The sequence below is a fragment of the Deltaproteobacteria bacterium genome (assembly GCA_028818775.1).
Taxonomy (GTDB): Bacteria; Desulfobacterota; Binatia; order UBA9968; family JAJDTQ01; genus JAJDTQ01.
Genome location: JAPPNE010000017.1, coordinates 19,278 through 43,470, shown reverse-complemented (window position 1 = coordinate 43,470; position 24,193 = coordinate 19,278). Strand labels below are relative to the sequence as shown.

Below are 24,193 nucleotides of genomic sequence, written 5' to 3'. Positions count from 1 at the left end.
GCAAGGCCGGGCGGCGGGTGTTCATGCACCTGTCGCTGGAGGAGGAGTCGCGCACCGTGAGCAAGCCGGCCGTGCGCGTGCGGCTCCGCACCGGCGTGGACCGGGACGGCAAGCTCGTGGCGCGGGACTGCCTCGTGCACGTGGACGGCGGCGCCTACTCGGACTCGGGTCCCCGGGTCACCCAGAAGGCGGGATACCGGGCGCCCGGCCCGTACCGCATCCCGCACCTGCGCTCCCACGCCTACACCGTCTACACCAACACCGTGCCGGCCGGCGCGTTCCGCGGCATGGGCACGCCCCAGGTGGCGTGGGCCTACGAATCGCAGATGGACATGATCGCCCGGGAGATGGGCTGGGACCCGGTGGAGTTCCGGCTCAAGAACCTGCTCGACAAGGGCGAGGAGTTCGCCCCCGGCGAGACCCCCCTGGACACCGACCTCAAGGAGGGACTGCGACGCGCCGCCGAAGAGATCGGCTGGGGCGAGGAGCTGGAACCCGACTGCGGCATCGGCGTCGCCTGCGGCTGCAAGGACGGCGGCGGCAACTTCAAGATCTCGTCCGCGCGCGTGGAGGTGGACGACGGCGGCGGCATCACCCTGCACGAGGGCACCATCGAGATCGGCCAGGGCTCCCACACCGCCATGGCGCGCATCACCGCCCGGGAGCTGGGCGTGCGCCCCACGGAGGTCCAGGTGGCGTCCCTGGACACCGACTCGACTCCCTTCGACATGGGCACCTACGCCAGCAGCGCCACCACGGTCATGGGGCTCGCGGTGCAGAAGGCCGCCCGGGCCGTCCGCGAGCAACTCGTCGAGGCCGCCCGCTCCATGGGCCAGAGCCCCGACGCCGCCGCGACCCTGGCCAACGGCGAGGTGCGCCTGGCGGAGATCGCCTTCCCCTTCTCCGCGCTGGTGCGGCACGTCAAGGGGGCGGGCGGCGTCATCACCGGCGAGGGCCGCCAAGTGAGCGAGCGTGATCCCGACGCCCCCCTCGGCGCCAAGGCGCCCTTCTGGGAGGTGGGATGGGGCGCCGCCAAGGTCCACGTGGACCGGGACACCGGCGAGGTGCGCGTGCTCAAGTACGTCGGCATCGCCGACGCCGGCAAGGCCATCAACCCGCAGCAGTGCCACACCCAGGAGCAGGGCGCCTTCCTGCAGGGGCTCGGCCAGGCGCTGTTCGAGGAGACCGTGTACGAGAACGGCCTGATGCTCACCCCCGACGCCCTCACCTACCGCCTGCCGAAGATCTCCGACCTGCCGGACGAGCAGGTCAACATCCTCTTCGAGAACGCCAACGGCGCCGGCCCCTACGGCGCCAAGGGCCTGGGCGAAAGCGGCATCCTCCCCGTCCCGTCCGCCATCGCCAACGCCGTCGACCAAGCCGTGGGCGTACGCATCACCGACCTGCCGATCACCGGAGAGAAGATCTGGCGGGCGCTGAACAAGTGACCGCGGTTGCACCCAGAGACCGCTTCTACTTTAAGCTCTTCGACCGGCTCGACGGGCCGGGTTGCCCCATCTGCGGCATCGTCATCGACGACAGCCGCACCTACCTGGACAGCGTCCTCTACGAACGCGTTACCGACGTACCCACGCGGGAGGGCCTGCGGGAATCCTTCGGCCTCTGCAACCCGCACACGTGGCTGCTGCGCGACCTGCCCGCATCCAGCGCCCCCGACCTGGGCTTCGCCATCATCGCCAGGGACCTGCTGAACCGCTTCCGCCACACGGCCGGCGCGCCCCCTGTTACCGGATGGCGCGCCCTGAGGGGTTGGCTGACGCACGCCGCGTCGGGACTGCGCGCCCGCCTTAAGAGGACAACCTGTCCGGCCTGCGTGGTCGCCGCCCGATCGGAGTCCGTCCACCTCCAACAACTGCTGGACCTGCTTGGAGACAAGACTTTCTCCGGGAAGTACCGCAACTCTTCCGGCATCTGCATCCCGCACTTCCTCGTCGCCGAGGAAACCCAAGCCGGCCACCCACACTTCGCCAAGCTCCGGCAACTCCAGGTCCGCGCCGCCCAGTCCCTGCACGACACCCTCGACCGTTTCACCGAGAAACACGACCACCGCGCGCGGGAGGAGATCACCCCGGCCGAAGCCAATGCCTGGATCGACGCCATGGAGTTCCTGGGCGGGAAGCGCGGTGTGTTCGATAACGAGATGCGGCGCCCCGCACGTTGGTCTTGGCGAAGTCTCTTCAAACGGTAGCCGGCCTCGCGAACCGGCCCCGGTTCGGTGCTTCCTTGTAGTTCAGGACCTCGATCATCGGCCCATTTCAAGTGAAGTTACCCAAGGTTATCCAAATCAGATAACCTTGGCCCGCAATCTCAGCCTTCTCGCAAGGCGCTGCTTCAATCCATGGTCCTCGGATCGAGGATGTCCCTCAGCCCGTCGCCGATCATGTTGAAGGCGAGGACCACGGCGAAGATGGCGGCGCCGGGGGCGATGGAGAGCCAGGGCTGGTTGAGGAGTTGGTTGACGCCGTCGCGGATCATGCCGCCCCAACTGGGGGTGGGCGGCTTCACGCCGAGGCCGATGAAGCTCAGGTTGGCTTCCTGGAGGATGGCGGTGGCGGTCCACAGGCTCGCGACCACGAGCACTTCGTTGGAGATGTTGGGCAGCACGTGCTTGCAGATGATGCGCGCGTCGCTCATGCCGAGGGCCCGGGCTCCCTGGATGAAGTCCCGCTCCCGGAGCGCGATGGCGGAGCCGCGGGCGATGCGGGCGAAGCGCGGCGTGATGGCGATGGCGATGGCAATGGAGAGGTTCACCATGCCGGAGCCCAGGACGGCCAGCACCATCAGCCCGAGGATCGTCGTGGGGAAGGTCATCAAGAGGTCCGTCAGCCGGACCGTGGCGGTATCGATGGCGCCGCCCTTGTAGCCCGCGACCACGCCGAGGGTGCTGCCGAAGATCAGCGCCATGCCCACCGCGGACAGGGCGATGCCCAGGGACACGCGCGCCCCCATGATGATGCGCGAGAGCACGTCCCGGCCGAAGCTGTCCGTGCCCAGCACGTGCTCCGCTCCGGGCGGCATGTCTCCCTTCATGAGGTTCTGCTGGACCGGATCGAAGGGGACCAGCCACGGGGCGAACAGGGCCACCAGCAGGATCAGCGTGGTCAGGACAAGCCCCACCAGCGTGGTCTTGTTGCGCTTCATGGCGCGCCACATCCTGCGGCGCCGGCGGCTGCCGGACGAGACCTGGGCGCTCACGGGTTCCAGGGTATCGGCGCTCACGGGTTCTTGCGTATCGGCGTTCATGGTTTGGTTCACTTGTACCGGATCCGCGGATCGATGAGAGCGTAGGTCAGGTCGGTCAACAGGTTCACCAGCACGATGATCCCGGCATAGAACGTCATCACCGCCTGGAGCATTAGGTAGTCATGGGTGTTGATGCCGCCGACCATGAGCTTCCCCAGGCCCGGCCGGTTGAAGACGATGGTGACCAGGATGGAGCTGCCGATGAGGATGCCGGTGTAGATGCCGACCACCGACACCACCGGCATCAGGGCGTTCCGCAGCGCGTGCTTGTACATCACCCAGTGCTCCTTGAGCCCCTTGGCCCGGGCGGTGCGCACGTACTCCATGTTGATGACCTCGAGCAGGGCGGACCGGGTGACGCGGGTGATGTACGACATCATGGCCAGCCCCACGCTGAGCGCCGGCAGCACCAAGTGGTGCAGACGGTCCCAGGGGTCGTTCAGGTCGCCCGCGCCGATGACCGGGAAGAGGCGCGTCTGATAGGCGAAGAAGAAGATCAGCAGGATGCCGAGGTAGAAGGACGGCGTGGAGATGCCCGCCAGCGAGAGCACCCTGGCGCAGTAGTCCGTCATGGTGTTGCGCCGCCGCGCGGTGAGGATTCCCAGGGGAATGCCCAGCAGCAGGCCCACCGCCAGTCCGGAGACGGCGAGGTCCAGCGTGTACGGCAGGGCACGCAGAATCTGCGGCAGGATGGGCCTGCGGTTGGCCATGGAGATGCCGAGGTCGCCCCGCAGGAGGCCCCAGACATAGTCCCGGAACTGGATCCAGAGCGGTTCGTGGAGGCCCCAGCTCCGCCGGAACTGCTCCAGGGCTTCCGGTGGCGCCTCGTCCCCCAGGATGGCATAGGCGGGGTCGCCGGGCAGGATCCGCATCACCACGAAGATGAAGACCATGACCCCCAGCATGGTGGGGATGGCCCAAAGGGTCCTGCGCACGATATAGCTGCTCATCTCCGCCCGATCAGTCGCTGATGTCCTGAAGAAACCAGCTCAGCGGCAGCTCGTGGCCCAGGCCCCGCGCACGGGCGCCCTCGTAGACCTTGCGGGCCGCGGCCGCGAACTGGATGGGTATGCCCTGGGTCACGAAGCAGGTCACCTCCTCGCTGGACCCCCTCCCCGGATGGTCCCCGAGCACCACGTCGGACAGGAACACCCGCTTCTCCCGGCCCATGAGCTGCTTCTCCCGTCGCAGCCACTCCGTATCGATGGGTTCGTAGCCCACGGCCGGGCGTCTTTCGGGGTCGGCGACATGGTAGTCGGTCCTGGGCGTGCGGGAGTAGACGTAGCGGTGGCACCGGCGGAAGACGTCGTCATCCATCTCGTTGGGCAGCACCGCGAGGACGTGCATGCCGGGCTCCAGCCACTCCCCCTTGACCACGGGCTCCAGCGAGTTGGTGCAGGCCGCGACGATGTCCGCGCCCTCCATCACGCCGCGCGGGTCGTCCACGGCCGCCACCTCGACTCCCAGGTTGGCGCCGGTCCGTTCCGCGAAGGCCGCCCGGTGCTCCGGGTTGGGACTGTAAACGAGGATCTTGCGGAGGGGCCTCACCTTGGAGATGGCCAGCGCGTGCGCCGTGGCCATGCCGGCGGTGCCGTAGAGGCCCAGGACGGCGGCGTCCTCGCGGGCCATGTGCCTGACGCTGATGGCGCCGGCGGCCCCCACGCGCATGTGCTGGATGTGGCCGTCGTTCATGATCGCCAGGGGCGCGCCGTCGTCAGTGCTGAACAGCAGGATGAGGCCGCAGAACTTGCCGGGCGCCACGCAGTACTTCTTGACCTGGGTCCCGGAGGCCGGAAGGATGTCCGACTTCATGCGGACGGCGAGCGCGTCCATCTTCGGGAGCGCGGAGGCCATGGGGTCCCAGGCGTACCAGCCGTCCCCGTTCGGCCGCGGCACCGAGTGCGTCGCCCGGGTGGCGGTGGCCCGCCCCAGACCCCACTCGCGATACGACTCCTCGACCGCGTCGATGGTGTCCTCCATGGTGAGGACGCGCGCCGCGGTCTCGTTGTCGATGAAGAGAACGCTCCGCTGCGCGATCTCCCGGTCCGCCTCGGTATTGCCGTGGTAGGTGACGTAGGCGTCGTTGTCCATGGTGCCGCCAAGCCCTCCCGGAACCTGCGCCGCGGTGGTTCGGTGCAGGGGCGACCGGCCGGCCGCCCCTGCAGCGCATTCCGATTACCGGGGAAAGGCCGCTAGCCCATCTTGGCATCCCACTTGAGCGGCACACAGATGCACAGGTCCGACACCAGGTTGAAGCCGATGTCGACGCTGGACTTGCGGGCGTAAACGTTCTTGATCTCGTGGGTGGGGAGCGCCGCCAGGTCCTCCAGGATCTTGACCTGGGCGTCCTGCCACGCGTCGATCTGCCCCTGCGGGTCCATCTCGGCCTTGGCCTTCTGAATGGACGGGTCCGCGCCGTTGAAATGGGAGAAGTTCCGTTTCGCGCCCTTGGCGAAGAACTCTTCCAGGATGAAGTTCGCGGTGGGGAAGCGCGTGGCCGCCCGCAGCACCAGGGGGTTGCTGCCCTCGTCGTTCTTCTTGTGCCAGGCCGGATGGGCGATGACGTTGATATTGATGTCGATGCCCACCTGCTGCATCTGGTTCTGCAGCACCTCGATGGGGCGCCGGAACATGGGCTTCTCACTGATGAAGACCGGATCGATCTTGAACCCCTTGGGGAGGCCCGCGTCGGCCAGGAGCTGCTTGGCCTTTTCCGGGTTGAATTCGTAGCGCAGCTCCTCGGGCACGTCCTTGAGGGCGCCCACGAACGTCGGCGGGATCACCGATTTGAGGGGCGACGCCACGTCGGGGCCGATGAAACGGACCAGCGCTTCTCGGTTGATGGAGTGGGCGATGGCCTTGCGTACCCGGAGATCGTCCAACGGCTTGCGCCGCCGGTCCATGTGCAGCTTCACCACCGTGGACGGGCCGAAAGACTCGATGGCCACGCCCGGCCCCTTGACCTGGTCGATGGCGCGCTGCTCCCGGGCCATCTCGATGATGTGCAGCTCCCCGGCCTTGAAGGCGAGGTTCCGGCTGCTGGAGTCCGGCAGGAAGCGGAAGTTGATCTGCCGGATGCCGGGCTTGCCCCGGTAGTAGCCGTCGTTCCGCACCAGCACCAGCCGCTCCTGCGGTATGTGCTCCTTGAACGCGAACGGGCCGGTGCCGATGGGATGGGTCTTGACCTTGTCGCCGAGCTTCTCGGAGGCCTTCCGGCTCATGAGCATGCCCCCCTGCCAGCCCAGCAGGTTGGGCAACAGGATGAGCTTGCTCTGCGGAGTCTTGAGCGTAATGCGGACCGTGTGCTTGTCCAACGCCTTGACGTCGTCGAACTGCTTGTAGAACTTGGCGTAGATGCTGGTCTTCCTGTTCCTGGCGCGATTCAGCGAGAAGGCCACGTCGTCCGCCGTGAACTCGCCGAAGCCGCCGTGGAACTCGACCCCCTTCCTCAGCTTGAAGTCCCAGGTCTTGAGATCGCCCGAGGACTCCCAGCTCTCCGCCAGATCGGGCTCGAACCGTTCCGCGTTCACCTCGCCGGGCACCGGCCGCACGAGCCCCCGGTACACGTGCTCCAGCACGGTCTTGTCGGTCGAGTTGGGTCCGGCCATGGGATCGAGACGGCGGATGTCCGCGGCCCCCAACCCGTACTCCAGGACGTCTCCTTCCGCGCCGATGGCGAACGGATGCAGCGCGCTCAGGCCGATGGCCGTGCCGCCCACGACCCCGATCCCCTTGAGAAACGTGCGTCGATCGATTTCCCTCATGATCCCTCGCTCCTTTCCCTGCTGGTGTCCCAGCGTCAGGCGTTCCAGTGTCGCGATTCGATGTGGCCTTACCCGGTGATTTTCGCTATAGCTACCCCGTATGTCACGCTCTCGTGAAATCCCGCGCACGAGCGCGGTTGAGCAAGGCCATACCAAAGGCCCGAACGCGCTGTCAACGACGTTCTTCGGCCCCATGACACGGCTTACGATGCGGCACTCGCCCGGAAGGGAACACACGTGATACGAGTCGACCCCCACAAATGCGACGGCTGCGGCATCTGCGTGTACGACTGCGGCGCCGACGTGTTCCGCTTCACCAACAAGAAGGACAAGGTCTTCCCCTTCGGCAACAAGTACTGCGTCAACTGCTTCCTCTGCGAACTGGTCTGTCCCGAAGACGCGATCGAGGTGGTGCTGCAGCCCAAGAAAAAAAAGGCCGTGGCGGCCACCGAGCCCACCCCCTCGGCAGACACATGAGCGACGCCGTCCCCACCACCGACTGCGACGTCCTCATCATCGGCGGCGGCCTGGCCGCGTGCATGGCGGCACTGGAGGCCTCCAAGCGCAACATGGACGTGGTGCTGGTGGACAAGGGGCGGCTCGGGCGCAGCGGCTCCAGCCCCACCTCCGGCGGCGTCCCCCAGGCGGCCTTCGCCCACGCCGACCCCCGCGATAGCAAGGACCAACACTTCCGCGACACCATCGTGGGCGGCGATTTCATCCCCAACCAGAAGATCGTCCGCGCCATCGTCGACGAGGTCACCGACCGGGTCATCGAGCTGGAAGAGATGGGGCTGCACTTCAAGAAGACCCCGGACGGCAAGCAGTTCTACCAGGAAAAGCGCCTGGGAAGCTCCTACGCGCGCAGTTGCCCGCCGGTGGGCGGCAGCGTGGGCATGCTGGGCTCCCTCCGCAAGGAGGTCTTCAACCGCGAGGTGCAGGTGCACCAGTGGACCATGGTCACCAAACTCCTGCGGCACAACGGGCGGGTCACCGGCGCCTTCGGCATCAACGTCCAGAAAGGCACCTACCACGCGTACCGCGCCCGCGCCGTGGTGCTGGCCGCGGGCAGCGCCATCGGCATCCAGAAGTACACCAGCGCCAACTTCCTCACCACCGGCGACGCCTACGTGACGGCCTTCGACATCGGCGCACCCCTGGCCAACCTGGAGTTCCTGGAATTTACGCTGATCCCGGCCCCGGGCGGCGAGGCCATCTCCATGGCCGGCCTGTCGCCGTTCACCAGCAAAGGCGGCCGTTTCTTCAACGCCCTGAACGAGCGGTTCCTGGAGAAATACGACCCCGAGCGTCTGGAGGGCACCACCCGCGCCATCCTGGTGGGCGCCACCTACAAGGAAATGCTCGAAGGGCGCGGCCCCGTCTGCCTGGATCCGTCCTACATCCCGGACGAGAAATGGGACGACGAGATCCAGTTCGAGTACACCCCCAAGCTCGGCAAGGCCGGCGTCAACCCCCGCTCCGACCGCTTCGAGTGGGTGCCCGCGCTGCACACCTTCCTGGGCGGCCTCGACATCAACGAACGCTGCGAGGTGGCCGGAGTGGAGGGCTTGTACGCCTCGGGCGAGTCCGCCACCGGAACCCACGGCTCCAACCGCCTCAGCGGCAACGCCATCGCCAGCGCATTCGCGCTGGGGGCGCGGTCGGGGAAGTACGCGGCCATCTACGGTGCGGACGCCGAGATGGGAGAGGTGGACCCGGCCGAGCTGTCCGCCGAGGTCGCACGAATCGAAGCCTTCAAGGGCGAGAACGGACTGGACCCCACCGAGCTGCACGAGGAAATCAAGGACATCGCCTGGGAGAGCACCGGCGTGGTGCGCAACGAGCCCGGCCTCACCTCCGGGGTAGAACGCTTCCGGGAAATCCGCAGCGAAAAGGTCCCGCGTCTCAAGGCCGACAACCTCCGCGACCTCATCAAGTCCCTGGAATGCGCCAACCTCTCCTGGGTCGGCGAGATGGTCGCCGCCTGCGCCCTGGAACGCAAGGAATCCCGCGGCCAGCACACCCGCGACGACTACCCGGAGCGGGACGACAGGAACTGCCTCAACTGGATCTCGGTGGAGAAGGACGGGGATGGGGTGAAGCCTGTGGTCAGGCCGATTTCGTTTGAGGAGGGGGATCTGAAGCCGTAGGGAACTATCGCGGAACGCTACACGCACGAGGTTGAGAAAGCCTGTGCAAGGTTGGGCCGGCTGTTGCGCAACGGAGGGAGAGACTATGAGAGCAAGGCACAAGGAAAAGGCGAGGGGTTGGACGAACTGCGAAATTCACTTGGGGGACTCATCATGGGACAGCTCAGACAGCTCCGCGAAGTTCGCATGGCCGGACAAGAACGGCAAAATGGCTCGTGGGGGCGAAGTTCCGGTGGAAGCTCTACCCCAGCTCCTTGAGGCTGCAATTCGGGAGGGATACTTGAGGATCAAGTCCGGTTGATTAGTCAAGTATAGAATTCCCTTTGCTAACGACTATCGGCGATTGATGGGCCTCGCCCGATTCCGGCCATTTTCATTGGGATGCCTGTTCACGATGGTGGGCGGCAAGCGAGGAACACATTGCCGCTAGCCGCTGGCGGAGGCTGGAGGGCTCCAGCACGGTCACGCTCTCCCCCCAAGTCACCAGATGCCAGCAGATTTCCTCGGTGCCTCCGGCCCTGAAGCGTACTGTCAGGGAACCGTCACCGCTCTCGATAGTCGTCTGGCTTGGATGGAATCGAAACGCCTTGGCGTCCGGCGCTACGTCGGCATCGAAGCGGAGCACAACATCGACGGGTTTCTCCTGGAAGGTGCCGAATGAACGCTCGGCATAGCGCCGCAGGTTGAACGCCGGTTCGCGCTCAAATGTTTCGTCAGTGATCCTGGCCTGAGTCACGTTGGCGAGGCGCCAGAGCATGGGATCCTTTCCGCGATCCGTTCGCCCCACCAGGAACGCGCGGTTGCCGTAGAGCACTCCGTAAGGCCGCACCCGCCGCCGTCGCCGCCGTCCCGTTCCTCGAGAAAGGTAGTCAAACTCGATCTTGCGGCGCGCCGTGATCGCATCCCGCACGAGCGAAAGAAGTCCCTCTTCAAGACATTCCCTCGGGCCAGCACGCATGGCAAGCCCTTCCGCCTCCATGAGGCTGGTCAGGGCGCTGTGGAACTCTTCGGGGGAGTGGCGCCGCGATGCTGCCCGCAGCTTGACCGCGAGGTCGCGGACCTTGCCGGCACCTTCCGCGAGGCCGGCATTGCCCAGGCTTCCGGCCGCCGCCTCGATGTCCGCCAACTCGTCGGGTGAGATTTGAACAAAGGGATGGAGGGCGCGCGACCGAAGTCGCCACCGAATGCGCCGGTCGCCGGTCTCCACGTCTACGGTCTCCAGCGGTCCGAAGACCGCCTCAACGGCGTCACGCATCCGCTCCGCCGTGCGCCGACTGACGGAGAACTCCTCTTGGATGTCTGCGGTGGTCAGTCCGCCGGGGCTTCCTTGGAGGTGAGTAGCCAGGCGGAGGATTTCTGCAAGGCGTTCGTAGCGCATGTGCTAGCTAGGGTTGATCGCCGCTACAGCCGATTCCCGTAGCTCGGCGTCTTTCCATACCGCAGAAACCGCATCAAGGAAGTGGAAGTGGCTTTAGCTTACTGATTCGCCACGTCTTTGAAGAACCGGCGTCGCTTGCGATCGCATAGTGCCAGGCCGGCAGTGGCTCAACGGCGGTTCGGATTCCTACCAGAAAGAGGTACTCCGTGTTGTCCGCCTCCGGCCACTTTGAGTCGACCTCCGTACACCAACCCAACAGCTTCTTGAGCTTCTCGGTTAGCCAAGTATTGTCGGCTTCGTCATTGTCGTAGAATATCAATACCTTCAGAGGCGAACGCCACATGAGAAGTTTCCACATCTCCGTTCCCACATCCCTTCTGTTGTTTTCATGCTCGATAATCACATCCATGCAGGCTGGAAACACATATTTTCTCCCAAGGCGGTCCTGTAGGCTTGAATTTTTGTCATAATACACGGCATCCAGCGTGTACCATCCTCGAGCCATGGTGAAGTTCAGCTTTTCCGACAAGCGTCCGAGGAACGTGCATTCGCAAGGGGTTTTACTCGTCGCCAGCATGTATGTCGTCTGACTCTTGCCTTTCGAGAATGCCTCACGAATTGCTTCCCTATTCTGCTCGACTTCCTCCTTCCACAGTTTCGCAAACACACGACAGAAACGTCTTGCAGAAACCCTTTCCGGTTTCTTGCTCTTTAGGTTTAGCATGGATTTATGGGCCTCCTTCGTAGGCGTTGGTGAAATCCTAAACGGCAAACCCGATACCGCGTGGGCAGCTTGATTTGGCTTCACACTCCGCCCGCAACATTTCCGCTAACGCCTTCGGGTCCCTCAGACAACCTAGAATCTCCCCCTTCCTCAGCACGACGGCAAAATCACCGGGCGTGAGGACGCGCAAGTCCGCAATCTCGCCTGCGGGCTCAATATCGAAGTACACGCAGAATGCATCGATGGCTTGCTCAGGCGACAGATAGTCAAGCGCGATCTTGAACGTAAAGCGCCTCAGGGTCGCCGGGTCAAGCCGCTCGCCAAAGTTGGTCGTGAAGGCGACGGGGAACGGGTGGCTTTCCATCCAGGTCAGCATCTCGTTCACTTGGCTCACCTCCCAGCTTCTTTCGGCGAGACGCCGGTCGGCCAGCAGTGAATCGGCTTCGTCGAAGACCAGGAAGGCTTCGGCGTCGCGAGCTTCGGCAAAGGCTTCGGCGATGTTCGCTTCAGTTCCACCGACCCACATCGACATGAGATCGGATGCGCGCTTCTGCACGACTTCGAGGCCGAGGCGGTCTGCGAGATACCGAACGAATGCGCTCTTTCCGGTGCCCGGCGGCCCTTGAAGGGACAGCGAGAAGTGACGCGCGCCGGATGCGACGAGACGGTCTGCGAGTTGCACCGGTTCCACGTCGGCGCGGATCAGCGCGGGATCGTACTTGTCCGGTGGCCGTTGAACCGGCGGTTTGTCGGCCGACAGCACCCGTGCGAGTCCGCGTACGCCGCGGCGTACGTCGGTGACCGTCCCGCCACCGAGCCCCGCGGCGGCGGTGACCCCGGAAGCAACGCCCGGCGTCACGTCGAACTCTCGTGTAAGGGCGTGAGCATCCTCCTCGGTCGCCTCGATCCCATGGTGTGCGAGTTGTCGCGCCCAGATCCGCGCTCGGACCTTGGGCGGGGGTTGGCGGAGCTCCAGCGCGAACATCATGCGACGCAACAGAACCGGGCTGGTCCGCCCGGCGACGTTCGACGTCCACAGGATCGGCACCGGAGTCTGCTCCAGGAGACGGTTCATGAATACCTTCGAACCCTCTGCCGAACGCGCGGGAGCCCGACGCGACCCAAACAATGCCGCCAGCACTTCTCCCTGCCCCGAAAGCAAATCCTCCATCTCATCGAAAAGCAGGATCGACCGCCGGTCTTCGGCAAGCAAACGTTGAGCCAGCCGGAGTTCCTGTATCCTCTCCTGGCGAGAAGGTTCGCCGCCGGCGGCATCCGATTCTCCCACCACGTACAGGGGTGCTTCCAGACGGGCGGCCAAGGTCTTGCAGAACTCGGTCTTGCCCGTCCCGGGTGGTCCATATACGAGCACATTGACGCCCTTCCGGCCACTCCGTAACGCCCCGCGCAGGATCCGTTCGAGTTGGTCTCGGTCGCCGGCGACATGGTCGAAATCGGACCAACGCAGCTCGCCAGGACCAGCCTCGTCAAGCAGCAGGCGTTGCACCTCGAAGCCGGCCTCCCTCGGAACCCAGTGAAGTCGAGTCAACCGGTTGATGAGAGTCAAGTCGCCATCGTCGTCGATGGATACAAGCCCCGATGTCAACAGAGGCGCGTCGGGCGCCATGCGGCGATGGACCGCGGCGGCCGACAGACCAAGCAAACGCGGGACAAAGGGGTTGTTCACTCCGACGCCGCTCCTCGTCCAGTGCAAATCCTCGAAGAGCGCGTCGATCATCAGAGCCACCAGGGACCCGGTGCGGCGGTGCAGCAACAACTCCAGGATCGCGGTATCGGTCCGGGAAAGACGTGTAGTCCTTGCGAGATGTCGCAGGCGCCTCGCCGTCCGATCCGGGCGTACGTGTCTGGTTGCTTCCAGCGCGGTTCTCAAAGCCGCCTCCACGCGCTGCCACACCCGTGCGGGTACGTCCTGGTCTCGCAACCCTTGCGCCAGCACGCGCGCAGCCTCGTCGTCCTCCCTCAGCAGGTACGGAAGGCCCAGTTGGTCCTCATGTTGACTGAGCCATAGCAGCAGATTTTTTGCCTCCTCGTCGCGGCCACGGAGGTGCGGAACAACATTCGACAAGTAGAAGAAGATGAGACGGCGTTCGTAGGAAGGCAACATGACAAATCCCCCATTTCTGTGACGTCTATGGGAGACTTTAGCGGAGGCATGCGTCAGTTTCGGACGTACTCGTCCGTCCTTGACACAGAATTATTCGAAATGAGGAGGCGCCAGGCTCTCACACCCGCTGCAGCACTGCCGTCCCGAACAACTCCATCGCCGACAGGATATCCTTCTGCTCCAGGCCGGGGGTCCAGTCGAAACGGAGCAGCAGCAGGTCGGGCTTGAGGGACTCCTTGTAGGAGCGGATTTCCTCGATGCAGTCCTCGGGGGAGCCGAGGATGAAGCGGTGGCGGGCGAGGCGGTCGAAGTCCCAAGTTAGCTCGTCGGGGTTGGTCATGGCTTCGTCCTGGCCCCATTTGACGTAAACGTCGCGGTAGAGGCGGTCGAGGCAGGGGCGGGCCTTGGCGACGGCCTCTTCGCGGGTGGGGGCCACGAAGCACTCGCGGACCATGACCAGGGCGCCGTTGCCGGGCTTGCCGGTATCCGCCCACGCCTGGCGGAACAGCGCGGTCTGGTCCTTCAGTTCCTCGATGGCGGAGTGGGGTCCTACGAGCCAGCCGTCGCCGATGCGGGCGGCGCGGCGCACGCCCTTGTCGCCGTTGGCGGCGATCCAGACGGGCGGGCGCGGCTTCTGCAGCGGACGTGGGGCGATGGTGACATCCTTCAGCTCGAAGGCATTTCCCGAAAACGAGACGTGCTCCTCGGTCCACAGCCGCTGGACGATCTCCACGCCCTCCACGAAACGGTCGAAGCGTTGTTTCTTGGTGAGATTGAACGCGTCCAACTCCTGCTGCCGGTAGCCGAGGCCGAAGGAAAAGACGGAGCGGCCCTCGTTCATGACGTCGATGGTGGCGAGCTCCTTGGCGATGACCACGGGGTCGTGGAGGCCCAGCAGCGTGGTGGCGGTGCCGACGCTGGCGCGCTTGGCCTCGGCGCAGAGCCGTCCCAGGAGCGGCACCTGGTGGAGGCGCTGGAAGCCGGGGATGTTGTAGTGCTGGCCCATGGTGATGGCCTCGAAGCCGGCTTCGTCGGCCACGCGGGTCTGCTCCGCCAACGTGGGCAGGAGGGTTTCGGGGGGCTTCTCGTTGGAGACCTGTGGGTTGAGCTGGATTCCGAATTTCATGGTTCGCTCCTCGACTTCTTGACGGCCTCCAACAACCTCGCGCCGTCCTTGAACGTCTGCGCCCACAGGTCGGTGACGGCCAGGAAACCGGCCACCAGCGCCAGCAGCGCAACCAGAATCAACAGAACCGCCAGCATCATCGTTCCACTCCTTCCTCCTAGGCGTCGAAGCCGTCAACCCTTGCCGTTGAGAGCCCGCCATACGCGCTCGGGCGTAAGCGGCAGCTCACGAATCCGTACCCCCGTGGCCCGTGCGACGGCGTTGGCCACCGCGGGCGCCACGGCCACGATGCCGGACTCGCCCATGCCCTTGGCGCCCCAGGGGCCGGGGCCGTCGGCGTTCTCGGTCAGCGCCACTTCGAACCGGCGCGGCATGTCTGCGAATCCCGGCACCTTGTAGTCGATGAGGTTGGGGTTGAGGGGTTGGCCGCCGTCGTAGAGCAGGCTTTCGCACAGGGTGTGGCCCAGGCCCATCACGGCGGCGCCCTCGTCCTGGGCTTCTGCCTGGAGTCTGTTGATGGCCTTGCCCACGTCGGCGACGCTGGCGTAGTGCGGGACGCGGACCTCGCCGGTCTCTTCGTCCACGGTCACCGCCGCGGCGCCCATGCCGGTTTCCCAGAACACCGGAAACTGGTTGGGAATGCCACCGCCGGCGCGCACGTAGCCCCGGCCGATGAATTCGCCGCCGGGCATGGCGAAGTACGCCCGCACCACCGCGCCGTAGTCCATGCGTTGTCCGCCGGCTTCGGCCCAGCCGTTCTCCAGGGTCACGCCGGTCGGCTCGCAACCCATGGCCTCCGCGGCCGCCTTCCGGATCTGCCCGGCAAGGTCTTCCGCTGCAAACTTCACCGCGGTCCCCATGACCGTGGTGGAACGGCTGGCGCCGGTGGAGCGGTCGAACGGCGTCACGTCGGTGTTGGTGGCGCGCATGACGATGCGCTCCGGCGGCAGGCGAAGGCCCTCGGCCGCCACCTGGCTCAGGACCGTGCGTGCTCCCTGCCCCACCTCGGTGCTGCCGGCCATCAGCACCACGCTGCCGTCGCTCAGAAGGCGCAGGAGGGCGGTGGACACCGGCATGGCCTCGGAGTCGGTGACGCCGACGGCGATGCCGAGGTTGTGTGCCGGGGCCCCCTGCTCCTCGTTCCAGCCCACCATGGCTCCCACCGTGCGCAAGTCCATGTGCAGGTCCGCGTCCATGGGCTTGGCCCCCGGTTTGAGTAGCTCGTCGCGGCGCAGCAGGTTCTTGAGGCGAAACGCCAACGGGTCGATCTCCAGCCCTCGGGCGATGTCGTCCATGTGCGACTCCAGCGGGAAGATCGACTGGGGTCCGCCGATGGAGCGCATGGAGCCCGCGGGCGCGGTGTTGGTGTACACGGCGTAGACGTCGATGCGGTAGTTTGGAATCCGGTAGGGGCCGTGGATGCGGGTGGCGACGCGTTTGGCCACCCGCGGACCGTTGTCGGCGTAGGCGCCGGTGTCCAGATGCAACCGCGCCTCCCGCGCCACCACGGTGCCGTCCCGGAGGACGCCCGTCATGACCCGGCAGCGCGCCGAATGGCGCCGGATGGTGAGCATGGACTCGGAGGCGCTCTGGGCCAGCCGTACCGGCCGGCCGCCGGCGGTGCGCGCCAGCGCCACCGCCAGGGGCTCGATCTTGAAGTAGGACTTGCCGCCGAAGGCGCCGCCCACGTAGGGCACCGTCACCCGCACGTTGGGCATCGGCACCCGGAACATCTGGGCGATCTCGGCGCGGATGAGGAACGGGTGGGCCGAGGATGTCCAGAGCGCGATCTCGTCTCCCTCGAACCGGGCCACCGCGGTGTGGGGCTCCAGCGAGTAGTGGCAGATCATCGGGAACTCGAAGGTGTCCTCGAAGACCGCGTCGGCCTGCTCGAAGCCCGCGGCCACGTCACCGTCCTCCAACCGCTCGTGGTGGCAGACGTTGCGCGGCGCCTCTTCTTCCACGGCCGCCATCTCGTGGTATTCGCCGACCAGGGCGTTGGCGTCGTGGAGCACCGGGGCGTCCGGCGCCAGTGCTTCGTCCATGGTGGCCGCCATCGGAAGCTCGCGGTAGCGCACCCGCACCAGCGACAGCGCCTCGTCGGCGAGGTCACCGCTCTCGGCCGCCACCGCTACCACCGGCTCGCCCACGTAGCGCACGCGGTCGGTGGCGATGAGCGGCCGGTCCCGCAGGCAGTGGCCGTAGTACGGATCGATGTCCCGGACGGACTCGCGGGTGAGCACGCCGTGGACGCCCGGAAGCGCCTCGGCCTCGCGGACGTCGATGCTCTCGATCAGGGCATGAGGGAACGGGCTGCGGAGAACCCTGCCCTCCAGCAGCCCGGGAAAATCAAGGTCGGCCGTGAACCGGGCCTTGCCGGTGACCTTCTCCACCCCTTCGGCGCGGCGGATGGATCGGCCGACTGTGGTGAACTGCGCCATGGTCGCCGTGGGCGCAGGAGCCTGTCCGAGCAACCGATTCTGTTCTCCCGCAGGTCGGGTTAGCCGAAGGCGCAACCCGACTCCGCTGTCGGATTACGCTTCGCTAATCCGACCTACGAGGGCTGATTACTCGGACAGGCTCCTGGCGGCCCGGTCGGAGGGTCATTTCTTGTAATAGCGGCACTCGAACGTGATGCAGCCGTTGGGGCTCTTGTAGGGGCCGTGCACCATGCCCGGAGGGCGGCAGCCGTACATGCCCTTGGTGAACTCCTGGTTCAGGCGGGTGTCGATGAGGCTGCCCTCGAGGATGATGACCTCTTCCCAGAAATCATGCACGACGGTCTCGTCGGTTTCCACGCCGGCGGGGAAGTTGACCATGCGGGCATAGTCGCCCGTGTCCGGGTCCTCGCTCAGGATCTTCTCCATGATCCCTTCGGCCGTGGCCCCCGAGCCCGCCCCCACGGGGCGCCAGTCGATGGTGTCGGTGTTGAAAAACTCTCGCTCTTCCTTGGGCATCTATTTTTCTCCCTTCAGTCTCTTCAGTCTCGTTCGCTAGTCGATGAGAACCCTGTCATTGAACGCCGAAAACGTGGTGCGAATCTTGGGGATCTGCGCCAGGTCCATCTCTCCACGCACGACGCATTCGCCGTCGCCGCCGGCTGCCAGCGCCGTGCCCCAAGGATCGGACACCGTGCTGTGCCCGACGAAAGCTTTGCCCCGGTTGCTGCCGGTGCAGTTGCTGGAAACCAGGTAGACCTGGTTCTCCAGCGCACGCACCCGGTTCAGCAGAAGCCAGGCCTCGAGCCGGGGATACGGCCAGGCCGACGCCACGAGGAAGACCTCGGCTCCGGCGACGGCCATCTGGCGGTACAACTCGGGGAAGCGCAAGTCGTAGCAGGTGGACAGCCCGAACTTGCCCAGCTCGGTGTCCACCACCGTGGGCGCCTGCCCCCTCGTCAGCAGACGCGCCTCCTCGGACTGGTACCCGAAGAGATGGATCTTGCGGTAGGTACCGATGATCTCGCCCTTGGGGTCGATGAAGACGCTTGTGTTGTAGTACGCGCCGCCGTCCTCTTCCACGATGCTGCCGCCGAAGAGGTACACGCCCTTGGCCGCGGCCTTCTCGCACAGCATGGACACGGTGGGGCCGGACAGCCTCTCGCTCTCGGCGCTGTAGTCGTCGAAGGCGAAATAGCCGACGTTCCAGATCTCGGGCAGCAGGATCAGGTCGGCGCCGTCCACGCCGTCGATGAGGGCGGCAGCGCGTTGGATGTTGGAGGCTTTGCCGCCATCGTCCATGCCCATCTGGATGGATGCCACGCGAATCCGTCGTTCTTGATTGTCACTCACCATATGCCTCGGATGTATTGCGGCCAACGCCGGCTACGAGAGCCAGTCGATGGGGCGGATGCTGTAGCGGAACGACAGCTCGCGCCCGAGTACGTCGTCGGAAAGGCGCCCTTCGAAGGTGGGCGAGAACAGCAGCTCGCCGCCCAGGCTGGGCATGGTCCCCATGTAGAGCACCATGCCGTCCAGTGCCCCGTCCTTCACCACGGCCCTCACGCCGTCGAGAAAGTCGTCGACGGTCAGGAAGTCAGCCAGGGACCCTTCCTGGTAGAGCGTTCGCCGCCCGTCCACATCGATCCAGCTCTGGAGCTTCAGCCGTTCCCAGTGGGGCTTCACGTCCGCGAGCCTCCATACCTCACGGGACACCACCTTGGCGCAAATGACCTTGGACTTGGGGATGCTATCCTTCTCCAGCTCACGGTCCGTGTGGTCGCTGCCCACCGCGATATAAACCTCATCCCCCTTGAACAGGAACACCACCTCCACCTCGCCGGAAGTGTCGTCGCCCAGCACCTCGATCTCGTCGTCGGTGGTGACCATCTCACGGGTCACCGCGAAATAGGCCGGGATGCGGTCCGGCGCGGCCACGCCGTGGGCCTTGAGCTCCTCCACGTGCTTCATGGCCCCTTCCCGGTTCTTCCCGGTGAACCCCGCGTCCAGGATCCGCGCCACCGGGAACTCAAGGTCCGAGCGGTTGCCGTCGGCTTCCACCACTGTCAGGTTCAATGTACGCACGTTTCTCTCCCCGCTACGCGAAATGCGGCATGATCTTCTCCGCGATCAGCTCCACCTGCTCGATGTCGGGGCCGGCGGGTTGCAGCGTGACGTGCTCCATGCCGGCGTTCTCCAGTATTCTCAGCTTCTCTATGATCTGGTCGATGCTGCCCACCATGTAGCACTCCTGGAGGTGCTCCCAGCTCCGGTTGCTGCCCATCATGCGCTCCATGTGCGGGCGCTGGAGCCGCAGCGCCTCCTCCGGGTCCTGGGTGTCTACGACCCAGGTGGCCTGCACGTGGCCGAAGCCCAGGGTGGCGGGGTCGCGCCCCACGGACTTGAGGAACTCGGCGACGGTCTCGAAGTCGCGCTTGACCCACTCCAGCTTGCCCGAGGCGCGGCAGGTGAAGACGTCGGCGTGCTTGGCGATGCGCTGCATTACCGTCTTCACCATGTAGGGCTTGTCGGGCGACAGCTTGTCGGGAATGCGTGAGCCCCCGGCGACCCATACCTCCGGGTACTTGGGCGGCATGGGGTCGATGGTGACGTCGTCGAACTCGAAGAACTCGCCCTTGTAGGACACGTGCTTCTCGGTCAACAGCAGCTTGCACGCGTCCAGGATCTCGTCGGTGCGGCGCCCGCGCTCGCGCAGGTCGATGCCCATGGCGTCGAACTCGGGCTTGCTCCAGCCCGGTCCCACGCCGAAGAAGAAGCGCCCGCCCGAGATGTAATCCAGCGTGGCGATCTCCTTGGCCAGCAGCACGGGGTGCCGCAACGGCAGCACCAGGATGTGGGTGCCCAGCTTGATGCGCTCGGTGCACGCGGCCGCGGCCGCCAGGCAGATGAGCGGGTCCATCCACGAGCCGCCGTAGAGGCCCGGGGCGTCGGTCAGGTGGTCCCACACGGTCAGGGACTCGAACCCCAGCGCCTCGGTGCGCCTGGAGTAGTCCTGCACCACCGTGTGCGCCATCCGGTAATCCATGTCCGGCCAAGTGTAGGTGGGGATGGTGATGCCAAGCTTGAGACTCACGTTGACTCCTTCGGTGGCTCGACGCGGTTGATCCCGAACAGTTAGAGAGCCCGGCGGGCAATGTCAAGGACGAGACCGCTCGCAGTGCGGGGTGCGAACGGCATTGGGCTTCCGCCTTTCCTCGAACGAAGAAGCCCTGCGCGCCGGCTAAAAGAAATCGCCCTCCCAAAGCCTTGCGAGGAACGTGTTGTAGTGGAGCAACTCGATGCCGTTGTCGGTGTTGCGGTCGTGAGGGTCCAGGGAGACGATGACACGGCGCTTGGTTTCCGGATGGTCGGCGGCCAGTTCCCGCAGGCCGCGGGCGTGATCGGCGCGGACCCGATGGACCGCCTTCGTTTCGATCGCGCAGTCGATGTGGTTGACGACGAAATCGACCTCGACGCCGGAGCTGAGGCGCCAGTAATGGAAATCCGCGTAGCGCGCCCGGTACGAGTTGTAGCAGCAAAGCTCATGAAACACCCAGTTCTCGAACGCCTTGCCGAACAGCTCTCCGCCAGGGCTCAGCGCGCCGCGCCTGGCCAGGAAGTTCACCACGCCGACATCACCGAAGTAGAACTTGGGTGCGGCGACGGTCCTGCGCTTCGGGCGGCGCCGATACGCGGGAAGGAAACGCCCCAACAGCGTATCCTCGAGAATCTCGAAGTAGGACCGGACGGTCTGGCTGGCCACACCGGTGTCGCGCGCGATGGTGGTGTAGCTGATCACTTCGCCGTCGGAGAGCGCGGCGAGGGCGAGGAAATCCGCGTACGCCGGCAGCCTGCGGGACAGCCCCTCGGCCGCCACTTCCTCCTTCAGGTACTGCGAGACGTAGCCGTCCAGCAGCGGCAAGGGCCGCGCCGCGGCGTAGATGCGGGGCAAGTAGCCATGGTTCAGCAGCCGGACAAGGTCCACGTCCGGTCCGATCTCCATCGCCGACAGGCCGTAAAGCTCCCGGCGTTCCGCGCGCCCGCCGAGGAGATTGGCGTGCCCGCGCCGAACCTTGCGCGCGCTCGACCCGCACAGCGCAAAGTGAACGCCCCGGTGCTCCATCAGCCAGTGCACCGCGTCGAGCAGCGCCGGCACCTTCTGTACCTCGTCGATGACCATGAAATCGGCGCCATGCCGGCGCTGTTCCTCGATCAGCATCTCCGGCGCCTGCAGGTACCGGCGGTACGACTCGGGCCGCAGGAGATCGATCCACGGCACATCGGAGAAATGCTCGGCGAGAAGCGTGCTCTTGCCCGTCTGGCGCGGCCCCCAGAGGAAGAAGGTACCGGGCTCCGTCTCCCGCAGGGTAAGCAATCTTCTGTATCTTTCCATTACTGATTGAATTTCGCATGTATTTCAGAATTTGGCAATCTGATTTGCGCGAACCAGATACAAGAGATTCGCCGCCTCTTGCTTTACTCGAAGAATTCTATACCTTGTCGCTTGTCGCCCTTGGGAGCACTGGAACCGGGCGCACATTGGAGCAAGGGAGGAGGACCGATTCATGGACAAGGTTCCCATCATCGACGCCGACGGACACATTCTCGAGGACAACGACGAGCTCGAAGACTACTTCGAAGGCCCGTACGAGGGGCACCGCAGGCACAAGGTGTTCGGGTTGTTCCCGTCGCTGGACGGCTGGCCCCGGGGCGCGGTCAAGGGGGTGAAGAAGGCCAGCCAGACCTCGCCGGAGAGCTGGATGGAGTTCATCGACGGCGCCGGCATCGAGGCGGCGGTGCTCTACCCCACCGCGGGTCTGGGCTTCGGGCTGATCCAGGACTCCGACTGGGCGTGCGGGCTGGCGCGGGCCTACAACAACTGGTTCCACGACAAGTACACGCGCACGAGCCCGCGTCTCAAGGGCGTCGCCATTCTGCCGGTGCACGATGTGCCGCAGGCGGTCGAGGAGTTGCGCCACGCGGTCACCGAGCAGGGCATGGTGGGCGGGCTCCTGCCCGCGGTCAACGTGCTGCACAAGGGCTTCGGCCACTCCGACTTCCACCCGCTCTACGAGGAGGCGCAGCGCCTCGACTGCCCGCTGGCCATTCACGGCGCGCCGAGCCAGGGGCTCGGCTTCGACTACCTCAAGACCATGTCCATGATCCACACCCTGGAGCACCCCATCGCGCAGATGATCCAGATGGCCAGCATGGTGCTGGACGGCGTGTTCGATCTCTTCCCGAAGCTGAAGGTGGGCTACCTGGAGGCCGGCGCCGGCTGGGTCCCGTACATGATGGAGCGCATGGACGACAAGTTCCACGTGGACCGCAAGCGCAAGCACTTCCCGTTGAAGAAGCTGCCCAGCGAGTACGTGAAGGGAGGCAACGTCTTCATCACCTGCGAGCTGGACGAGAAGATCCTCGACGTGGTGGCGCGGGAGTTCGGCGAGGACTGCCTGATGTACCCCTCGGACTACCCGCACGAGAAGGCCGTGTCGGAGTTCGGCACCGACATCCCCGAGTTCCTGGAACGCCCCGACCTGTCGTCGGATCTTAAGAAGAAGATCCTCTACGACAATGCCAAGCGGTTCTACGGGCTGTCGTAGCCGAGGATTTCAGACCCCCGTCCCAATACGTCATTCCCGCGAAAGCGGGAATCCAGGAGGGGTGGGGCGGGGAAACGCCGCTGTAGCGCCCCACCACCGCCCCTGGATTCCCGCTTTCGCGGGAATGACGATACCGGGCGGGAGTGGTCAGCCCAGTCGCACCGACAGGTCGGGCCTGCGGATGTAGATCTGCCTGGTCTCGGAGCGCTCCGTGAGCGACCGGATCAGCCCGACGAGCCCGCCGCCGTTCCGTGACCGCGGCAGCGCCTGCTGCATGGCGCGCACGTCTTCCTCGGAGGTGAAGTAGCGCAGCAGCAACTCGTCGTCGGACACGCCCGGGCCGCCCAGCTTCTCCCGCAACTCCTTGACCGAGGTATCCGGCGGCTGCCAGCTCCGCAGCTCCCTGGCCCGCGGCCGGTCGAGGATGCGGTCGCGCACGTCCGGGTCCATGGACGACGCCTCCTCCTCGCCCCAGTGGCCCATGGCGTACAGGATGACCTCGTCGGTGACCTGCTCGTAGCGTTTGCCCAGGATCACGTTGATGGCGCACTGGCTGCCGACGAACTGAGAGTACGGCGTCACCATGATGGGATAGCCGAACTCCTCCCGCACTTGGCAGGCCTCGTCCAGCACCTCGCCGAGCCGCTCGCCCATGCCGATGTTGGCGAGTTGGTGCCGCAGGTTGGAGATCATCCCGCCGGGCACCTGGTGCTGGAAGTGGTAGGCGTCGTAGTGAAGCGGTTCGCCGATGGGGAGCCCCTCTTCCTTCGCCACCCGTGTGAAATGCTCCGACACCGGCCGCAGGCCGTCCGCGTCGATGACCGGGTTGTAGCCCAGGGCGCGGGCGTTGCGCACGATGTTGAACAGCGACGGGTTGGACGAGCCGTCCGACAGCGGCGGCAGCGCGGCGTTGATGATGGGGATGCCGGCCTCGATGGCGTCCAGGGTGCACAGGGGGCCAAGGCCGCTGTTGCAGTGGGTGTGGAACTCCACGGGGATGCCGCCGCTGTTCGCCAGCACCACCGGGGCCAGCGTCCGCGTCCGGTCCGGCGTGAACAGGCCGCCCGGGTCCTTGAGGCAGATGCGCTTCACCCGCAGCTTCGCGGCCGCGCGCGTGCGCTCGGCATAGTATTCGTCGGTGTGCTTGGGCGAGATGCTGAAGATCAGGTTGACGATGGTCTCGAGTCCGGCGGCCGCCGCGGTGCGCACCTGTTCGGCCCACACGGCCGGGGTGTTGGACGGATCGGAGGTCCGCAACTCGCTGATGCCGTTGGCCGCGAGGCGTTCGAGCCAGAGCTGTTGCACCGCCGGCGGCGTATGTTGGAACGCGGCCATGTAGCGGTTGCGAATTCCCCGCAACGCCGTCTTGGGCACCCGCTCCTTGACTCGCCGCACGCGAGCCCAGGGGTCGTCCTTCAGTTCGCGCACGCACTTCTTGAAGAAGGCCGAAGCGATGATCTCCATGGCCAGGAAGCCGGCCTCGTCCATTTGCGCGGCCACGGGCAGCATCATGTCGGTGCGGATGCCCATGGCCCATAGGCTCGACGGGCCGTCGCGCAGGGTGGTGTCGACGAAGTGGATCTCTTTCATGCCCGGCAGCATATAGAATTCGGCGGGC

21 protein-coding genes are annotated in these 24,193 nt (G+C 65.6%); 5 read left to right on the top strand and 16 right to left on the bottom strand.

Annotation, left to right across the window (positions count from 1 at the left end; all coding sequences use genetic code 11):
- Both OXU42_01550 and OXU42_01545 read left to right on the top strand, forming a co-directional pair.
- On the top strand, positions 1 to 1,448 hold a 1,448-nt coding region (locus OXU42_01550), incomplete at its 5' end, for a molybdopterin-dependent oxidoreductase (protein MDE0028074.1).
- Positions 1,445 to 2,209, top strand: a complete 765-nt coding sequence (locus tag OXU42_01545) for a DUF6062 family protein (GenBank protein ID MDE0028073.1) — start codon at positions 1,445 to 1,447, stop codon at positions 2,207 to 2,209. The genes OXU42_01550 and OXU42_01545, both read left to right, overlap by 4 nt.
- 143 nt (positions 2,210 to 2,352) lie before the next feature.
- On the opposite strand, the gene OXU42_01540 is transcribed toward OXU42_01545, so the two are convergent.
- The 4 genes from OXU42_01540 to OXU42_01525 all read right to left on the bottom strand — a co-directional run bounded on the left by OXU42_01540 (position 2,353) and on the right by OXU42_01525 (position 7,028).
- The gene (locus OXU42_01540) at positions 2,353 to 3,276 is read right to left on the bottom strand and encodes an ABC transporter permease (protein ID MDE0028072.1); all 924 of its coding nucleotides are present in this window, start codon (positions 3,274 to 3,276) and stop codon (positions 2,353 to 2,355) included.
- Positions 3,273 to 4,214, bottom strand: a complete 942-nt coding sequence (locus OXU42_01535; protein MDE0028071.1) for an ABC transporter permease — start codon at positions 4,212 to 4,214, stop codon at positions 3,273 to 3,275. The genes OXU42_01540 and OXU42_01535 overlap by 4 nt, the downstream gene beginning before the upstream one ends.
- 10 nt (positions 4,215 to 4,224) lie before the next feature.
- Positions 4,225 to 5,355, bottom strand: coding sequence for an ornithine cyclodeaminase family protein (locus OXU42_01530; protein ID MDE0028070.1), 1,131 nt, complete (start codon positions 5,353 to 5,355; stop codon positions 4,225 to 4,227).
- A 101-nt stretch (positions 5,356 to 5,456) separates the two neighbouring features.
- Positions 5,457 to 7,028, bottom strand: a complete 1,572-nt coding sequence (locus OXU42_01525) for an ABC transporter substrate-binding protein (protein ID MDE0028069.1) — start codon at positions 7,026 to 7,028, stop codon at positions 5,457 to 5,459.
- A gap of 237 nt (positions 7,029 to 7,265) precedes the next feature.
- Between OXU42_01525 and OXU42_01520 the strand changes: the two genes are divergently transcribed.
- Both OXU42_01520 and OXU42_01515 read left to right on the top strand, forming a co-directional pair.
- A complete protein-coding gene (locus OXU42_01520) occupies positions 7,266 to 7,505 on the top strand; it encodes a 4Fe-4S dicluster domain-containing protein (protein MDE0028068.1) in 240 nt (79 codons plus the stop codon).
- On the top strand, positions 7,502 to 9,178 hold the full coding sequence (locus tag OXU42_01515) for an FAD-dependent oxidoreductase (GenBank protein MDE0028067.1): 1,677 nt from the start codon (positions 7,502 to 7,504) through the stop codon (positions 9,176 to 9,178). The genes OXU42_01520 and OXU42_01515 overlap by 4 nt, the downstream gene beginning before the upstream one ends.
- Before the next feature lie 373 nt (positions 9,179 to 9,551).
- Here the strand turns inward: OXU42_01515 and OXU42_01510 are convergent, their stop codons facing one another.
- The 11 genes from OXU42_01510 to OXU42_01460 all read right to left on the bottom strand — a co-directional run bounded on the left by OXU42_01510 (position 9,552) and on the right by OXU42_01460 (position 21,362).
- Positions 9,552 to 10,556 (bottom strand): WYL domain-containing protein, encoded by a 1,005-nt coding sequence (locus OXU42_01510; GenBank protein ID MDE0028066.1) that lies wholly within the window; start codon positions 10,554 to 10,556, stop codon positions 9,552 to 9,554.
- 73 nt (positions 10,557 to 10,629) lie between these two features.
- Complete coding sequence (locus OXU42_01505; GenBank protein MDE0028065.1) at positions 10,630 to 11,280, bottom strand: hypothetical protein; 651 nt, start codon at positions 11,278 to 11,280, stop codon at positions 10,630 to 10,632.
- Between the two features lie 37 nt (positions 11,281 to 11,317).
- Positions 11,318 to 13,405, bottom strand: a complete 2,088-nt coding sequence (locus tag OXU42_01500; GenBank protein ID MDE0028064.1) for an AAA family ATPase — start codon at positions 13,403 to 13,405, stop codon at positions 11,318 to 11,320.
- A gap of 118 nt (positions 13,406 to 13,523) precedes the next feature.
- Positions 13,524 to 14,531: an LLM class flavin-dependent oxidoreductase gene (locus OXU42_01495; protein ID MDE0028063.1), complete on the bottom strand. Its 1,008-nt coding sequence runs from the start codon at positions 14,529 to 14,531 to the stop codon at positions 13,524 to 13,526.
- Complete coding sequence (locus OXU42_01490) at positions 14,528 to 14,671, bottom strand: hypothetical protein (GenBank protein MDE0028062.1); 144 nt, start codon at positions 14,669 to 14,671, stop codon at positions 14,528 to 14,530. The genes OXU42_01495 and OXU42_01490 overlap by 4 nt, the downstream gene beginning before the upstream one ends.
- Positions 14,672 to 14,704: 33 nt before the next feature.
- On the bottom strand, positions 14,705 to 16,972 hold the full coding sequence (locus OXU42_01485; GenBank protein MDE0028061.1) for a xanthine dehydrogenase family protein molybdopterin-binding subunit: 2,268 nt from the start codon (positions 16,970 to 16,972) through the stop codon (positions 14,705 to 14,707).
- Between the two features lie 162 nt (positions 16,973 to 17,134).
- The gene (locus tag OXU42_01480) at positions 17,135 to 17,488 is read right to left on the bottom strand and encodes a cupin domain-containing protein (GenBank protein ID MDE0028060.1); all 354 of its coding nucleotides are present in this window, start codon (positions 17,486 to 17,488) and stop codon (positions 17,135 to 17,137) included.
- Between the two features lie 36 nt (positions 17,489 to 17,524).
- On the bottom strand, positions 17,525 to 18,298 hold the full coding sequence (locus OXU42_01475; GenBank protein MDE0028059.1) for a carbon-nitrogen family hydrolase: 774 nt from the start codon (positions 18,296 to 18,298) through the stop codon (positions 17,525 to 17,527).
- A gap of 57 nt (positions 18,299 to 18,355) precedes the next feature.
- On the bottom strand, positions 18,356 to 19,054 hold the full coding sequence (locus tag OXU42_01470) for a DUF2848 family protein (GenBank protein MDE0028058.1): 699 nt from the start codon (positions 19,052 to 19,054) through the stop codon (positions 18,356 to 18,358).
- 13 nt (positions 19,055 to 19,067) lie between these two features.
- Positions 19,068 to 20,003, bottom strand: a complete 936-nt coding sequence (locus tag OXU42_01465; protein MDE0028057.1) for an LLM class flavin-dependent oxidoreductase — start codon at positions 20,001 to 20,003, stop codon at positions 19,068 to 19,070.
- Between the two features lie 207 nt (positions 20,004 to 20,210).
- Positions 20,211 to 21,362 carry an ATP-binding protein gene (locus tag OXU42_01460; protein MDE0028056.1) on the bottom strand — a complete coding sequence of 384 codons (1,152 nt, stop codon included), beginning with the start codon at positions 21,360 to 21,362 and terminating at the stop codon, positions 20,211 to 20,213.
- 172 nt (positions 21,363 to 21,534) lie between these two features.
- On the opposite strand from OXU42_01460, the gene OXU42_01455 reads away from it, so the two are divergent.
- Positions 21,535 to 22,575, top strand: a complete 1,041-nt coding sequence (locus tag OXU42_01455) for an amidohydrolase family protein (GenBank protein MDE0028055.1) — start codon at positions 21,535 to 21,537, stop codon at positions 22,573 to 22,575.
- A 147-nt stretch (positions 22,576 to 22,722) separates the two neighbouring features.
- Here OXU42_01455 and OXU42_01450 read toward each other — a convergent pair whose 3' ends face one another.
- Positions 22,723 to 24,177, bottom strand: a complete 1,455-nt coding sequence (locus OXU42_01450; GenBank protein ID MDE0028054.1) for a carboxyltransferase — start codon at positions 24,175 to 24,177, stop codon at positions 22,723 to 22,725.
- Positions 24,178 to 24,193 lie beyond the last annotated feature (16 nt).

What these genes read in the sequence shown, in the direction of transcription:
- OXU42_01450 (MDE0028054.1), bottom strand. Translation starts at nt 24,177, where the DNA reads ATGCTGCCGGGCATGAAAGAGATCCACTTCGTCGACACCACCCTGCGC.
- OXU42_01535 (MDE0028071.1), bottom strand. Translation starts at nt 4,214, where the DNA reads ATGAGCAGCTATATCGTGCGCAGGACCCTTTGGGCCATCCCCACCATG.
- OXU42_01510 (MDE0028066.1), bottom strand. Translation starts at nt 10,556, where the DNA reads ATGCGCTACGAACGCCTTGCAGAAATCCTCCGCCTGGCTACTCACCTC.
- OXU42_01490 (MDE0028062.1), bottom strand. Translation starts at nt 14,671, where the DNA reads ATGATGCTGGCGGTTCTGTTGATTCTGGTTGCGCTGCTGGCGCTGGTG.
- OXU42_01485 (MDE0028061.1), bottom strand. Translation starts at nt 16,972, where the DNA reads ATGGCGCAGTTCACCACAGTCGGCCGATCCATCCGCCGCGCCGAAGGG.
- OXU42_01455 (MDE0028055.1), top strand. Translation starts at nt 21,535, where the DNA reads ATGGACAAGGTTCCCATCATCGACGCCGACGGACACATTCTCGAGGAC.
- OXU42_01525 (MDE0028069.1), bottom strand. Translation starts at nt 7,028, where the DNA reads ATGAGGGAAATCGATCGACGCACGTTTCTCAAGGGGATCGGGGTCGTG.
- OXU42_01515 (MDE0028067.1), top strand. Translation starts at nt 7,502, where the DNA reads ATGAGCGACGCCGTCCCCACCACCGACTGCGACGTCCTCATCATCGGC.
- OXU42_01495 (MDE0028063.1), bottom strand. Translation starts at nt 14,531, where the DNA reads ATGAAATTCGGAATCCAGCTCAACCCACAGGTCTCCAACGAGAAGCCC.
- OXU42_01480 (MDE0028060.1), bottom strand. Translation starts at nt 17,488, where the DNA reads ATGCCCAAGGAAGAGCGAGAGTTTTTCAACACCGACACCATCGACTGG.
- OXU42_01500 (MDE0028064.1), bottom strand. Translation starts at nt 13,405, where the DNA reads ATGTTGCCTTCCTACGAACGCCGTCTCATCTTCTTCTACTTGTCGAAT.
- OXU42_01465 (MDE0028057.1), bottom strand. Translation starts at nt 20,003, where the DNA reads ATGGCGCACACGGTGGTGCAGGACTACTCCAGGCGCACCGAGGCGCTG.
- OXU42_01505 (MDE0028065.1), bottom strand. Translation starts at nt 11,280, where the DNA reads ATGCTAAACCTAAAGAGCAAGAAACCGGAAAGGGTTTCTGCAAGACGT.
- OXU42_01460 (MDE0028056.1), bottom strand. Translation starts at nt 21,362, where the DNA reads ATGGAAAGATACAGAAGATTGCTTACCCTGCGGGAGACGGAGCCCGGT.
- OXU42_01530 (MDE0028070.1), bottom strand. Translation starts at nt 5,355, where the DNA reads ATGGACAACGACGCCTACGTCACCTACCACGGCAATACCGAGGCGGAC.